The organism is Helicobacter bilis ATCC 51630 (assembly GCF_000686565.1).
Taxonomy (GTDB): domain Bacteria; phylum Campylobacterota; class Campylobacteria; order Campylobacterales; family Helicobacteraceae; genus Helicobacter_A; species Helicobacter_A bilis.
In genome coordinates this window covers 1-15224 of record NZ_JMKW01000050.1, presented here as the reverse complement: position 1 = coordinate 15224, position 15224 = coordinate 1, and the positions used below count along the sequence as shown (strand labels likewise).

12 protein-coding genes and 2 pseudogenes are annotated in these 15224 nt (G+C 34.3%); 9 read left to right on the top strand and 5 right to left on the bottom strand.

Annotation, left to right across the window (positions count from 1 at the left end):
• From T368_RS13790 to T368_RS0109120, 5 genes and pseudogenes are all read left to right on the top strand, one after another.
• The coding region (locus T368_RS13790) for a type II toxin-antitoxin system mRNA interferase toxin, RelE/StbE family (RefSeq protein ID WP_034595209.1) at nt 1–127 on the top strand (127 nt) is incomplete at its 5' end.
• 36 nt (nt 128–163) lie between these two features.
• Nucleotides 164–409, top strand: coding sequence for a hypothetical protein (locus tag T368_RS13785; protein WP_004085888.1), 246 nt, complete (start codon nt 164–166; stop codon nt 407–409).
• A pseudogene (locus tag T368_RS14645) lies at nt 409–1515 on the top strand (pentapeptide repeat-containing protein); the annotation flags it as partial. The gene T368_RS13785 and the pseudogene T368_RS14645, both read left to right, overlap by 1 nt.
• A gap of 594 nt (nt 1516–2109) precedes the next feature.
• The gene (locus T368_RS0109125) at nt 2110–3339 is read left to right on the top strand and encodes an exo-alpha-sialidase (RefSeq protein ID WP_004085891.1); all 1230 of its coding nucleotides are present in this window, start codon (nt 2110–2112) and stop codon (nt 3337–3339) included.
• Nucleotides 3336–4712, top strand: a complete 1377-nt coding sequence (locus T368_RS0109120; protein ID WP_004085893.1) for a hypothetical protein — start codon at nt 3336–3338, stop codon at nt 4710–4712. Before T368_RS0109125 ends, T368_RS0109120 begins: the two co-directional genes overlap by 4 nt.
• Before the next feature lie 326 nt (nt 4713–5038).
• On the opposite strand, the gene T368_RS14640 is transcribed toward T368_RS0109120, so the two are convergent.
• The 5 genes from T368_RS14640 to T368_RS0109095 all read right to left on the bottom strand — a co-directional run bounded on the left by T368_RS14640 (nt 5039) and on the right by T368_RS0109095 (nt 12630).
• Nucleotides 5039–7276 (bottom strand): phosphoethanolamine transferase, encoded by a 2238-nt coding sequence (locus T368_RS14640; RefSeq protein WP_051591329.1) that lies wholly within the window; start codon nt 7274–7276, stop codon nt 5039–5041.
• Between the two features lie 392 nt (nt 7277–7668).
• Nucleotides 7669–8874 carry an MBL fold metallo-hydrolase gene (locus T368_RS0109105; RefSeq protein WP_004085896.1) on the bottom strand — a complete coding sequence of 402 codons (1206 nt, stop codon included), beginning with the start codon at nt 8872–8874 and terminating at the stop codon, nt 7669–7671.
• A gap of 266 nt (nt 8875–9140) precedes the next feature.
• A complete protein-coding gene (locus T368_RS0109100) occupies nt 9141–10895 on the bottom strand; it encodes an AAA family ATPase (protein WP_004085898.1) in 1755 nt (584 codons plus the stop codon).
• A gap of 42 nt (nt 10896–10937) precedes the next feature.
• The gene (locus T368_RS15600; protein WP_155116630.1) at nt 10938–11108 is read right to left on the bottom strand and encodes a hypothetical protein; all 171 of its coding nucleotides are present in this window, start codon (nt 11106–11108) and stop codon (nt 10938–10940) included.
• A gap of 112 nt (nt 11109–11220) precedes the next feature.
• The gene (locus T368_RS0109095; protein WP_004085900.1) at nt 11221–12630 is read right to left on the bottom strand and encodes a sodium-dependent transporter; all 1410 of its coding nucleotides are present in this window, start codon (nt 12628–12630) and stop codon (nt 11221–11223) included.
• Between the two features lie 296 nt (nt 12631–12926).
• On the opposite strand from T368_RS0109095, the gene T368_RS0109090 reads away from it, so the two are divergent.
• The 4 genes and pseudogenes from T368_RS0109090 to T368_RS0109075 all read left to right on the top strand — a co-directional run.
• The gene (locus T368_RS0109090) at nt 12927–13253 is read left to right on the top strand and encodes a flagellar protein FlaG (RefSeq protein ID WP_372446149.1); all 327 of its coding nucleotides are present in this window, start codon (nt 12927–12929) and stop codon (nt 13251–13253) included.
• Between the two features lie 24 nt (nt 13254–13277).
• The gene (locus T368_RS0109085; protein WP_004085906.1) at nt 13278–13718 is read left to right on the top strand and encodes a hypothetical protein; all 441 of its coding nucleotides are present in this window, start codon (nt 13278–13280) and stop codon (nt 13716–13718) included.
• Nucleotide 13719: 1 nt separating this feature from the next.
• A complete protein-coding gene (locus T368_RS16790) occupies nt 13720–14661 on the top strand; it encodes an RsmE family RNA methyltransferase (RefSeq protein WP_004085908.1) in 942 nt (313 codons plus the stop codon).
• A gap of 140 nt (nt 14662–14801) precedes the next feature.
• A pseudogene (locus tag T368_RS0109075) lies at nt 14802–15224 on the top strand (AAA family ATPase); the annotation flags it as partial.

Genomic DNA, 15224 nt, shown 5'->3' with positions numbered 1-15224 from the left:
AAACTTGCAGGGCTTTAGAGAATGCCACATTAAACCAGACTTATTACTCATTTATGAGCTATGCGATGATATTTTGCAGCTTAATGCCTTGCGTGTGGGGAGTCATAGCAAATTGTTTAAAAAATAGTAAGTTATGAAAGGCTAGAATCTAGCAATAAACCCCTTGTGTGATGAGATTATAAAATGTGTAGATAAAATCCTAGAAATTAAAGCTTGTCATACTGAGGCGTTAGCCGAAGTATCTAAAAATACAGAATCTAAAAAAGATTTTTCGCCTTTTTCAAAGGCTCAAAATGACAAAGCAGATTCTGCCCTTGACACAAGCAAGTTAGAATCTAAACTTGACTCTTTAGTCTATACACTCTACAATCTCACAAAAGATGAGATAGAAATAATAAAGGGAAAATAATGAGCGATGACACAAAACAAGCCGCCAAAAATATAGCTCAAATTTTAGAAATAAGTAAGAAATATGTTCGTTATGATGATAGAGAGAAAGTTTATGTTATAGAAAATTGCGTAAGCAAAAATAACTTTGAAGTTATCAAATTTGATAAAGATATAAAATTTGATAATTTATTAAATTATCCTTTGAAATTTCATAAATGTAAGTTTTTAGAAAGTGTAGATGGTTATGAAAAACAATTTAAACACAAACTTATTTTCACAAATGTAACTTTTAAAAAGATTTTGAATCTTGCATTTAGTATATTTAGCAATGAAATAAATTTTTTCAATGCTACATTGGAAGAAAGCATTGATTGCCGACAATGTGAATTTAAAGGAATATTTAAAGCATTTGGAGTTAAGTTTTTAAAAGGAGCAATTTTTGAAAACTCTACCTTTGAAAAAGAAGTCCATTTTGGCAAAGAAATTGATGACAGAAACACAGAAAAATCAAATATGTTTGGAAGTTGTAGTTTTGAGACTGCCTTTTTTGAAAATTGTAATTTCTTTGATAGTGTTTATTTTAAAAATAATGAATTTAAACAATTATTTTTTAAAAATTCCATATTTAAAGATAATGTCTATTTTAACAATTCCCATTTTTATGATTTTGCTGATTTTCACGAGTGTGAATTTGAAAAAACTGCTTGTTTCTATGGGGCAACTTTTGATAACCCCCCAAATTTTTCACAAGCTATTTTCAAAGAGAATCTAAACTTTGTGAATGTGAAATGTGATTTTGAGTTTGAGAATCTAAAAGAGAGAATCAAACAAGAAAAAGAGCAGGACAGCAAGAAAACTTTAGATAAATTTGCTAACGACTTTAGAGATTCTTTTAGGCTTATTAAAAATGCTTTGATAAAAGATAATAATCTCCTAGACGCTTCAAACTTTCACAAATACGAACTCTATTGCAAAGAAATAGAGCTAGATTCTAAAAATCCTAAAATATTTTCAAAAGATTTTATTGATAAATGGCAGTTGTTTTTTTATCGCATTACTTCAAATCATCATACAGACTTATTAAAGTCATTTCATTCTCTCCTTGTCGTAATTGGCATTTTTGCATTTTTAAATATAGCCACTATCATTGGATTTAATTGCTATTGCTTACAAATGCTTACAAAATATATCATTATCTCCTTACACACTGATAGCACACCATAATGCCATTATTAAACATTTGCTAAATTGCAATTACATATCGTTGCTAGGCATAAATTTTGCCTTAGCAGTAGTTTTTATACTCCTATTTTGTTTTTCATTGTGTAGTAAAATAAGGAAAATTATTATTTCTTTAAGTTATTTTTTAGTCTTGCTTTTGCTTATATCATTGCCTCAATACATTATCCCAACAATCAGTATTTTTACCGATAAAAGACCGCTCCTTGACCCATTGTCAATAATCGGTGGAATATACACGTTATTGTTTGCGATTATGTTTTTCTCTCTTATAAAAACCGCACGCAAAAACTCCATAATCCCACACTAAATATGCTAAAGCCTAGATTCTAATATAGCCCAAAGCCAAGCCGCAAATAGAATCTAAGCAGAATCTAGCAAAAATCAAAACAAGTAGCCCCATACTTTATTACTTATGAAATAGTTAAATAAACACCCAAAAATGCTAAAATACCAAACGAAATAAATAAAAGGATTTAAGTGCTAAAGATTCTAAATTTTTATGCTTTTTGTTGTGCTGCTATTATTATGCTATGCTCTTTTATAAAGCATAATAATATCAAGCATGATATATATTCCCCTTTCTTTATTACACAAGCTACACATAATACACCTGATAAGAATCTATCCTTTATTGCTACACAATCGCTATTGCCAAACAAAGAGTTAAGCGCACATGCAAGTGCGATAGTAGCAAAAGATTCTAAGCTTATGACGCTTTTTTATGCGGGGACTAGAGAGGGGGCATTTGATGTGAAAATCTATCAAAGCTTTTTAGACACAAAGACATTAGATTCTAAATGGAGTGAGCCTTTAGTGCTACTTACACCAGAGAGGCTTACAAGCCTTAGTGGGAGATATGTAAAAAAGCTAGGCAATCCTATCGTATTTAAAGATTCTAAAGATAGGGTGCATTTGTTTGTTGTTGGGGTTAGTCTTGGCGGATGGGCTACTTCTAGAATCTATCAGTTTTATTTTAGCGATGATTTAGCTACAATCCATTATGTGCGAGAACTTCACCTAAACCCTTTTGGTAACTACTCTCATCTTGTCCGCACACCGGCCTTGCCGCTTGAAAATGGTGGCTTTATCCTTGCTTTCTCGCATGAAATGTGGCATAAATTCCCGCTTATTGCATTCTTTGATGAAAATGGCAATATGCTAACCACAAAGGCTATCAATCATCTAAAAGCACAGCTACAACCTAGCATTATAGCCCTAAATGAGAAAGAGTGTGCCGCATTTTATCGCACAAATAACCGCTACAATACAAACACTTACTATCAAACTTGTGAGAATTACGCTAAAACTTGGCATAACATAGAAACAAGCAATATGAAAAACTATGATAGCTCGATACTGCTTGTAAAGCTTGGCGATGAAGTCGTGCTGATAACAAATGATGGCAAACATAATCCTATATGGCAGAACGATACAAAAAAGGGTGATAGACAAAGCCTTAGCCTTTATTATTTAGCAGATAAAATAAAGGGGCAATTTGCCTATATCGATACCATTGACACAGCTAAAAAGGGCGGCGAGGTAAGCTATCCTGCGGCAATACTCGATAATAATCTCTTGCATATTACCTATACTTATAATCGAAAGACAATCAAGCATACCGCACTAAATATTAACGCAATACTAGAAAAGATAGAATCTATTAAAAAAGATTCTATACAACAGAGTATGCAAGGGGGTGGCAAATGATCGTTACAAGTATTTGTGTGCTTGGGGTCTTATTGCTACTCTCAAATGGTGCGTGTAGATTGAGTCTAAAAGATTCTAAGACTTTTTTTAGTCGTAAAGTCCTTATTGTATTTAGCTTTTTAAGCCTTATATGCTTTTTACCTATAATAGAGAATGTTAGCATTGTAAAGCATATATATTCATATTTTGATTCACCAAGCTTTTTTGCTATGATACTCATTTGTGCGGCGTGTTTGAGACTTGTAGATTTTAGGGTGCGAAATAATAAAAACCAGATTCTAGATTCCAAGAATTGCACCCTAAACCCTGCCCCCGCCCATTTGGGGGAGAATCTAGAATCTAGTCAAAATTGCACAAGACGCCCTGCACCCACCCAAGTGGTTGAGAATATAGATTCTATAAATTGTCATACTGAAGCGTTAGCCGAAGTATCTAGAAACATAGAATCTAAACCTGTCATTTTAAGGAAAAGCGAAAAATCCAAAAACACGGAATCTAAAAAAGATTTTTCACCTTTTTCAAAGGCTCGCACGAGCGAAGCTCTTGCCCACACTTGCAAAAATGATAATAAACAGAATCTAGATTCTATAAATTTTGCACCCTTACACCCTACACCCGCCCATTTGGATAAAAGTCTAGATTCTGTAAATTACGCCCTAAACCCCGTAGCCCACCCAAATTTGGTGGAGAATCTAGAATCTAATCATTATGAGCGAAATGCGGAGTTTATCACTCAAAATAGAAAGAATTTAGAATCTAATATTTGTCATGTTGAGCGAAGCGAAACATCTAAAACTTTAGTTGATAAAAATAATAATCCAGCCTTAAACATTCAAAACAAAACGACTAAAGATTCCAACAATAGCACTCAATTAACGCCCCGCACTTACAACGATAGCAAGCAAGATTCTACACCACATCAAAACAAGCATTGCATAGAATCTTCTAATATAAGATTTAATATCTACACTGCCCTTATACTTTTTATATATGGTGCTATCTTATATGGTGGCTCTCTTGGCATGATAGATTTTTACTTGCAAGAATTGGCTATTCAATCATCTCATTTGCAAGACTTTGACACACACGCATTTAATCCACTTAATACAAACATATTCAGCACACAAGCATTTGACATATATCACGCAACACTGCTTAATCAAGCCCTAATTAGCTTTGTGCTACTTGTGCTACTTTACATAAGCAATAAAGAGATTGGAATCTTAGCCCTTTTTTCATTCATCTTATTTTACATATTTAGCGGCGAAAATGCTAGTCTGTTAGAATGCTTCATCTGCCCTTATCTATGGCTATATTCTGCCTTTTATATTGTTTATAGAATCTTGCTTAGATTCTATAGGTTTGTATCCTAGAGTCTTATATGAGTTCAAATTAATGCAGATTTTAGCTTTCTATAATTTTGCAAGCCCAGTGTGTAATGGAGGGTGCCAATTAAACTTGAGAAAAATTTTGCAATTTGTATGGGCTTCGGTCGCAAGCTGACATCTAATATTTGCTTGTTCTAGCTTTATGTAAAATAAAGACAATATTAGAATTCTGTAAGTTTTTAATCAGAAAAATACATATTATGGTGCTACTATAAGCCATGCGAAATACGCAAAATTAGCGATAATCGCCTTGTTCGCTTACAAGAATAATCTTTGTTTGGGTATCACCGAAAGCCTCCACTGCTATGTTATTAACCCAATTTTTGTCGCTCCCGCCTATATTCCAAGTGAGTAAGGGCATATCTACCCCCCCCCCCGTTAATATCATATTTTAAATTGAGTGATTTTATAAAGTCATAGTATTCATAGGCAAAACTCACCGCATTAATATTATTTGTTGCAATAATTTCTTTTAATTCATTATGTAGTTTTTCTCTATCTTTCTCTAATTTTTTCATATCATAATATGGAAAATAATAACTTGTGAAAAATCCCTCATCTTTAAAAACCTTCAAGGCTTCATAATTAGGGCTTTCAATCACTAAATTTTCCTTTGGAATCTTATATGTTTCACATAGTCTCTCTAATTCCCTTAAAGATAATAATTTATTAGAATCATCTAGATTCTTAAAGTCAATCCAAAACTTTGTCGTAAAAACTTGGTCGGTATCATTGGGGTTTTTAAGACTATCTATCCATAATGTCTTTGCAGCTGAAAACATCTCTGCTAAATCAAGCCCTATGCTATGTTCTAACCCATCATGCCCTACATCAAAATATGGTGTTGGTTTTTTAGGATTGTTTGTTAAAAAATGCACATCAATTTCATAGCCAGCATATTTTCCCCAGAAATCTTTTAGTTTTGCTATCTCATCAACTCTATGTAGCCATAGCTTTTCTGGCACCTTAGCACTAAGTTTTTGTGTTTTTAGCTCTCTGTCATAATCTTTACCAGAAAACATTCTTTGTCTTTTGGCATTATAGTCCTTATGAAAAAGGCTTCTTTGTGTTATGCTATCTTTGGTTTCAATATCTAAGAGATCAAGAAAGGCATGGATAAAATCATCAGTCATAAAGGGCAGATTCTGTGCGTTTTGTATCTTTTGTGCTATGTCTTTATGCTTTTGTTTAAAAGTATCACTCATATAAATCATAAAAGGGACTTCTATCATAAAGCGAGAACCTATGGTCTCTGCATGTCCAGCAAGATCCCTAAAGTCATACATCTCATCACCATGATCGCTTAGATAGATTACAATACAATCTTCATCACTAAATCTTTGCATAATATTGCTTACCACATAATCGTTGTAATAAATAGCATTAATGTATGCGATCTTTGTATTCATCTGCCCTGAATTTAAAGGTATAGCTGAATCTGCAAATGAAAAAGTATTAAGATTCTTATCAATCAAATCTTTTTCACTAAATTTAGCAAAGTTTTTAGGGAATCTTTGGGCATATCCGCCATGAGTCCCCATAAGATGCAAGATATAAAAGCTTTTATCAGCATTATTATACTCACTTAAGGCTTTATCAAGCATAGGCAACAATACGCTATCATAATCTGCTCCAGAATCAAAGCTTTCTACAATACGCGAGAATCTTGTAATGTCGGCATGTCTAGATATTGCCTCCGGCGCATTGCCCCACACAGAAAATGCCTCTTGATTACTTAGCCAAATGCTTTTATATCCAGCAAATCGCATAATATTGATGAGATTTTGCTGCTTAAACCATGGGGTTTGCCCATTTTCATAATTACTGAAAGTGAGAACTTTTTGTAAAGCTTCATTTGTGTGTGCGTGTGGGGCTATCACATCGCTAAATACTACGAGATTCCCGCTTTTTTGTAACTCTTGCAAAAGCGGTGTAGTTTGCAGGGGATAACCATAGATTCCCATGTAGTTTCTCTGTGTAGATTCGCCAATGATTAAAACCACTTTTGGCACACTGCTTTCATTTCTTATCATATAGTTTGGCTTTTCTGTTTTAAACTCATTTAACTCATGACTTAATTCTTTGTATTGTTTTAAAAATGCATTTTGCTCTTTTATGCCATAGTAAAACACTTGCTCTAGCCTAAAAAGTGAATTCCTATCAGTAAAAAACTGCTTTTGTGGATATTTCTCACCATACCAATATCTACCATACAAAAATGCAAACAGAGTGAGAGAAATAATAAATAAGTAGCAAGATATTTTTTCTACCCTATCGTCTTTGATAGATTCTGTGTCGTTGTGAGATTGTGCGGATTTAAAACCAAGTTTAATGAGAAAACTTTTTGGAATCTTAACGATAAATAACATACTCCATAGAGTAAAAATCACAAGGGATATAATGATATTTTTACTCAAATATGATTGTAAAAACTCACTTGCTTCATTTGGATTTGTGCTTAAAAATACTTGAAACATAATCTTATTTAGCGGGGTTTGAAAATTCCCTAAAAGAAATACATCAACAATGCCTATAATGAAAGTAAGCACAAAAAAGATTATAGAAATGCCTGATAGGCATTTCTTATATATAAGGCTACAAATATAAAAAGGAATGTAGAAAATGCTAAAGTTAATAACAAGACACTGAAGAGTTAGAAGAATGAGTTTTTTAAAATTGGGTTTTTTACCCCCCCCCCCCCATAGTTATAGTGTTGGTTATCATAAATATAGCTGTATTGGTTAGCACAAGATATAAAAAGATTCTGTTAAAGAATATGCGACTAAGTGATGCCAAATTAAACATAAATAAACTCCAAAGAATAAAATAAGAGTGAGATTATAGCATAAAATTTGACTTCATTTTTATAAGCACTAACAGCTTCTCTCATGGAGTAATCAAGGCTAGGTATCAAGCTATTAGCAAACACAATAAATCCTTATCACTCCCACCACATTTGGTTATCATAAGTCGTGCCAATAGCATAGAGTTCCCCTATCTTTGGTGCAACACAAGGGATATTTAGTGTATGTAGATTCTCATAAAGAAATCTTATTACTTCGTTCCATTCATGACTACCAGCAACAAATCTAGCCCAATGTATCGGCAAAACCATGCTTGCTTGCAAGTCCTTTGCCTCTTGCAGAATCTCAAATGGAAAAGAGTGTGAATATCGCCACGCATGATTAAACTGCCCACTCTCCAAACATGCCAAATCAAAACCCTGAAACATATCTCCAATGCGTTTAAAATGTGTGTAGTAGCCACCATCGCCACTTAAAAACACCTTTTTATACTGCGGCGTGTTTGGTGAAAACTCTAATACAAAACTAGCCCATAAGGTTTTGTTGAAATCGCCAAGCCGTGCTGAATTATGCTGTGCGGGTGTGGCAGTGATTTTTAAAATCTCACACTTTTTCTGCGTAGGGGCATGTTTATTTTTAGAATCCTTGCTGCTAGATTCTGTAGTTATTGCATCATTTTTCACATTTTTAAAATTTTTAGATTGTAAAATCCATAAATTTCGCACCCCTACGCCCTGCACCCACCCATTAGGACTAGAATCTAAAACATTCTCAAAGCTTACGCCCTGCCACCAATCAAGCTCAATGATTTTATTTTCTTTAATGCCCCATTTACGCAAATATATGCCGACCTTTAAGGGGCAAATAAAATACATTGTTTGTGTGTCAAGCGAGAGAATGCTTGATTTATCCAAATGATCAAAATGTGAATGCGTGATGATGACAAGCAGTGCATGTGGAAAGTCATCATTTTTGTAGCATTTAGTCTGTGAAAACGCACGATTGATACATGCAAATGGTGAGGCATACATGCTAAAGAGCGGATCGACTAAAATCGCTATATTATTATGTGTAAAAAATAGCGAAGAGTGTCCAAGCCATGCGATATGTGGTGTTTCTTTTCTTATCTTGAAATTAGAATCTATGAAGGGAATCTTATGCTTTGGTTTTGCATTCTTTGGATAGCGATAATAGTATTTTATAACCTCTTTTAATGGAATCTTTGGTGGGATTTTTGCTTCTTTGTTCTCATTGCAAAAGATTGTTTTACCTTTATATTGCATGAGTTCTGCTCCACTATATTCTTTGCCTTGTAGTGAAAAAATGTGAAATTTTAGCGGCATATATCCCCTTATTTTGCATTCAATCTTACAAAGCACACTATATTTGCAAGATTTATAAAATTATGATTTGAATTATATATGCAATATTATGAATGGAATGTATTTCTTTCGCATTCTTATTTGATTCAATATGCAAATATTTAGCTTGTAAATCTTTTTTAGATTCTATTTTGCTAGGCATGTTTCTAAATCTTAATATGTGTGATGGATACTACTTTCTAGCAGCAACTCGGATGAGTGTGAGATAAGCGAAAGGCTAAAAATATCTAAGAATCTAGAATCTTCTGTATATCTTCTTTTGTGATTTTTTCGTGTTCTATGAGTGTGGTAGCAATGCGTTCGATATAATGTTTATTTGCAATGATAAATTCTTTATGTTCTTGCTTTGTAGATTCTAGAATCTCTAAAATATCTTCATAGTCAGTAAGCAATCTTTCACCCATGCCATAATCTCCACACATTTTTTTTGCAATGAGTTTTGCCCTCTCAATATCATGTTGTGCGATTGTGGCAATGCCTATATTATGGACTTCAAGGGCTAGATTACCACTCAAAGCGATTTTAATTTCTGCGATGAGATTATCCCTTGTATAGTAATCATAGTTATTGTTTTGCGGTTGAGATTCTATTGCGGTATCAATCAGCATGATTTTTTGAAAATCTGGTAAAAGCCAATATTGCGATAAACCTTTTGCGGCATTATAGATAGCAAGCATTTGCTTTTCTTGTTTGCTTAGGGCGTTTTGCCGCCTTTTCCCAAATAGGACTTTATGACTTGTGTCTGTTATGTCTTGCATGGTGATTGCATTGCGATTATGACGCAGGGCATTAATAGCAGCTTCATTTACAAGTGATGCAATATTTGCCCCGCTAAAGCCCACGCAAAGTTTTGCTACTTCATGCAAATCAAGCGTATAAGCACGATTGCGTAAATGCACTTTTAGAATCTCTGTGCGTTCATCTAAATCTGGCAAATCAACATAAATGCGTCTATCAAATCGCCCACTACGCAAAAGCGCGCGATCCATAACATCAACTTGATTAGTCGCACCGATGACAATAACACCGCTTTGATCGCTAAAGCCATCAAGCTCGATTAATAGCTCATTTAGTGTGCTTTCCCATTCTTGATGATTATCCACACCCCTTGCTTTACCGATGGCATCTATCTCATCAATAAAAATTATGGCAGGCGCACAAGCCCTAGCCCTAGCAAATAGCTCTCTTACTCTCTGTGCGCCAACTCCTACATACACTTGCACAAAAGATGAGCCGCTATGATAGAAAAAAGGCACACCACTCTCCCCTGCAATAGCCTTTGCGATCATAGTTTTACCCACACCGGGCGGTCCTACAAGTAATACCCCTTTTGGCAAATATATCCCTAAATCTTGATATTTTTTTGGATTCTTTAAATAATCAATGATTTCTAATAAATCATCTTTTGCTTCTTTAATCCCAGCGACATCGCGGAATCTTACCGAGCTTTTCATAGGCTCTAGTGTTAGCGACATTTCAGTTACATCATCATTGCTATATGAGTTTGTATCTGTATTTGTAGAATCTTTACGCCATATTTTTGGCTCAATCTCTTCATAGAGTATATAGAGTATAGCCCAGCCTATTAAAAATACAACTATTGCATAACATATCTTCATTATAAGCGAAGTTTTGGGGGCAATCACAGGTAGTCCATTATCGATAAAAGAGAGATAAAGACCGCAAGTTTTTTTAATATTTGTCATCTTGTCTTTATCTGTTTTAAAAACAATTTTTGCATTTAAGCAGCCATATAACTTTGTTGTTAGAATCTTATAAATCTTTTCATCTGCCATATAGAAATATGTGTGTTTCTCACTGACTAGTATTTGCTCGACTTCTTCTTGTTGTAATGTCTTAACTAGTGTGTTAAAATCAATTGAAGTTGTATTCTCTTTTATAAGAATATAACTAGTGATACTAACGCATAACGCCCAGATACACAAAATAATTGTAAAAAGCCATTCTTTTAACCACGCCATTTTATCCCCATGATATAGTGTGTCGTATAAATTGTATTTTCCTTACGAATCTAGATTCTTGTCATATTTGCAAGTGTAGGCAAGAGTTTCGCTCGTGCGAACATGACGAAAAAGGCGAAATATCTTTGCTTGAATCTTCTTTGCATTTTCCATACTAAATGTTTCGCTCCGCTCAACATGACAATATAGAATCAAAAAGAATCTAATTTCCATTCACTTGCACCCTAAACCCTGCACCACCTATAAAAGTATAGATTCTAAAATTGCACCCTAAAACCAAGTAGCTAACTCTAAAGCATTAAAGATTCTAAATTATAGAATCTAGCTACTCTTTAGCTTCAGAATCTATGCTTTGTTCTATTTGCTGTTGTTCTGGCATAGGTTCAGCTGATTTTGGATTCAGTAAATGATAAATATTATAAATAAAAATAGCACTTACCATGAGTGGTGCTAAAACTCTAATCGCAAAAAGCCAAAAGTAAAACATAAAAGGTGTAAAGTAATGGCTTGTCCATTCTCTTAAATGCTCTGTTTTAATCGCATAGCCCACAAAGATTGTCGCTAAAAGCCCACCAAGTGTCATGATAATATTAGCACTAAGCCAATCCATCCAATCAAATAAGCTTTTTCCAGCAATAGTCAATTCCTTATGCCCTTCATTAAGCGAGAGAATAAGCACAGAGCCTATTAAAAACACTACAAGGCTAACAACCCACGATAGCACAACTCTATTTTTCCCCGTTTTATCCTCTAGCCATTTTACTGCTGGTTCAAGCAATGAAATCGTGCTTGAAAGCCCCGCAAAGCCTAATCCAATCATAAATAACACACAAATCACGCTACCTACTGATCCCATCTTCCCAAATAAAACAGGCAGTGTGATAAACACGAGTCCAGCCCCCGCACCAACATCATCTTTGGTCCCATACTCAAACACAAAAGTAAATATCATAAGCCCTGCAACAATGGAGATAATAATCCCGGGGATAAGCACCCACATAGCCGCACTAAAAAGATTCTGCTTTTTCTCTGTGAAAGCTGCGTAAGTAACGATAATACCAATACCTAGAGAGAGTGAGAAAAAGACCTGCCCCATAGCTTCTATTAAGACCTTTGGCGTGATTTTGCTAAAATCAGGGGCAAACATAAAGGCTACACTCTCACCAAATGAATCTAGTGTCATAGCATAGATAAGCAATCCAAAGAAAATCACAAATAATAAAGGCATAAGCGTGAAATTCAGCTTTTCAATCCCGCTTTTTACACCCTTTGCGACAAAATATGCGGTAAGAATCATAACGATTGCAAAACTCATAATTTGTGCTTCAAAGTTTTGAGTAAGATTCCCAAATAATGTTTTAGAATCATCTATATTTGTAGGTAAATGAAAGCTTACCATACCAAAATAATACACCACCCAGCCAAGCACAATGCAATAAAAGGTAAGAATAATAGGACCGCCAATAATAGTAAATCCAACCCAATGCCACTTTTTATGATCGCTTTCATCAAGCTCATAAAAGGCATCTTGTGCGTTTTTCTGTGTGCGATTCCCAACAAGCATTTCAGCAATCAGCATAGACACACCAACCGCCACAGAGATAATGAGAAATAAGAGGATAAAAGCAGCACCGCCATTTTGCCCAGCCATAGTAGGAAAACGCCAAATATGCCCCAAGCCTATGGAGCTTCCAAGTGTTGCCATGATAAAGCCAATTTTAGAAAAGTTTGTCATCTTTAACCCTTATAGAATCTTACAAGTCTAGTGTCATTGTGTTTTTAACAAATCATAGATTATAGCAAAGTTATGGCAATATGCGATAATGCGATGCAAAAATAATGTTTTTGTGGAAATAATGTTATAAAATCAGTAGAAAATCTTTAGAATCTTTATTTAGAAAATGTTGTAGTTTGTCGATAGTTTGCTATAATTACCGCTATTTTCTATAGAAATAGAGGTAAGTATTTTGTTTCAAGGAGGCTATGATGGAGACACAAGGAAGTTCATTATCATCATTGCAACACCAAATTATGGCTTTTATAAGCAGTGGAGGATTCGAGCAAGGAAGATCAAATACTCCAGCAAAAGCGTATGAAGAAAAACAGGCGGCTAACACCTATGATGATTCCCAATTGCGAGAGCAAATGACGGAGTTATCGCGTAAACTGCAAGAAGAAATGAGTAAAGCAAATACAAATATTGACTTTTCTTACAACGATGAGATTAAAGCACTTGTAGTAACCGTGCGTGAAGCGACAGGACGGCGAGTTATACGAGAGATTCCATCGCCAGAAGCCATTGAGCTTATGATGAAAATGCGTGATATGGTCGGCAATATCTTTGATGAAAGAGTTTAGATTCTTTAACAAAAAGGCGATATTATGCAAGATTCACTCCATACATTTATGGAAAGCGATGCCTATATGCAGGGGATATTCCTACACGAGATTTTTGCGTGTTTGTTTTTTATCCCTTATTTGTGGTATCTCTTCATTTTATATCGAGCAAAGACATTTTTAGATATGAATAGAAAGATTTATTTTGTCATGCCTATTACGATTTTCTTGCTTGGCGTAGGTATTATTACAGGTGGCTTTTTACTTGCTATGCGGGGATTTATCCTTGATATACGCATTATTGTAATGATTTTTGCCCTACTTCTTTTTCTCATCGGTGAAATCTATCGTATGAAAACCTTGAAAAAAGCAAGGACAAGCAAAGAAGGTATGCAAAGATACAGGCAAACATGTAAGATAATGTATCTTATCTTTGTTGTTGTTTTTGTGTGTGTTGTAGGTTTTATTAAAGCATATAAGGGGTAGTATGCAGTTTTTTTATCATAAAGATTCTGGATTGGAATCTATTACTCTAGATTCTAAAGACTCTCATTATCTATTTCATGTCCGCCGCTTTAAGCAGGGTGAGACCTTACCTATCACAAATCTTAATGATATGCAGCTTTATAGCTATAAGCATGAAAAGAAAAATGCTTTTAAACTCATAGGCTTGCATTCTAAAGTAACGCAACCAAAAGCCTATACGCATATTTTGCTTGCAATGATTGACTTAAAAGATATTTATGATATATTACCTACTTTAAATGCGTTAAATGTCGCTTCTCTTCAACTTTTTTACGCAGACTTTTCACAGAAAAATCGCAAAATTGATATGCAAAAGGCACAAAGGATACTGCAATACTCATGTATGCAATGCGGACGCATGAAGCCACTAGAGGTTGCTATACATAACAACTTAGAATCTGTTTGCAAAGCTTTTCCAAATGCTATCGCGATTGATTTTTTAGAATCTGTAGAAACTTTTGATTCTAACCTTGAATCTGGGCGGACTGCGGGGTTTAGGGTGCAAAATGTAGAAAATTGTCATGTTGAGCGTAGCGAAAAATCTAATATAGAATCTACACGAAGTCTAAATTCTAGCAACTATCATTTTGATCTTAAACACAACAACAAAACATCTAATTTCAATATAGAATCTAAAAGAGATTTTTCGCCTATGGCTCAAAATGACAAGGATCTAGATTCTAATAAATACAACCAAAACCACGCACAACAAACTTTTGAAGATCTCACGCAACAAGAGCGACAAAATATCGCTAAAAATGGGATTATTATTGGTTGTGAAGGTGGCTTTAGTCATAATGAACGCAAGTTTTTACACACAACGCAAAGGATATATCCGCTAAAAGCACCATTTATTCTTACCGCCCATCTCGTAAGCATTTATATTGCAAGTCTTTGTGTATAGTTAGTTTTTTTATAATCACAAGTTGTAAAAATCACAAGCTTTTAAGTACGGTTAAGCCTTATATTTTTATGAAATATGTTTATTTATATGAATTAAATTTAGCTTTCATTATTTAGAAAGACAAATAAAGCTTTGCTAAAATTTCATTTTATAAACTTAAAGGAACAAAAACGAGCTACAAAAATCGTATAGAATCCATTATAAAAGAGTTAAATCAAGGTGTGTATGAAAAAGACCAAGCTATAAAGCTTGTATTGCTTTCATTTCTAAGTGGTAAATCAGCCTTTTTGTATGGACCGCCCGGCACAGCAAAGAGTCTTATTGCAAGGCGAGTGGCATTAGCCTTTGATATGGAAACTAAAAATCAAAACAAAAGCCCAAGTAATGATGAAGGCTATATAAGCACGAATAATTTTAAAAATTTAGATTCTAAAAAAGCAGATTCTAACACTTTCTTTGCTTATTTAATGAATCGCTTCAGCACACCAGAAGAAATCTTTGGTCCAATCGACATAGCAGAGTTAAAGAAAAATCGCCTTACACGAAGCACACAAGGCTATCTA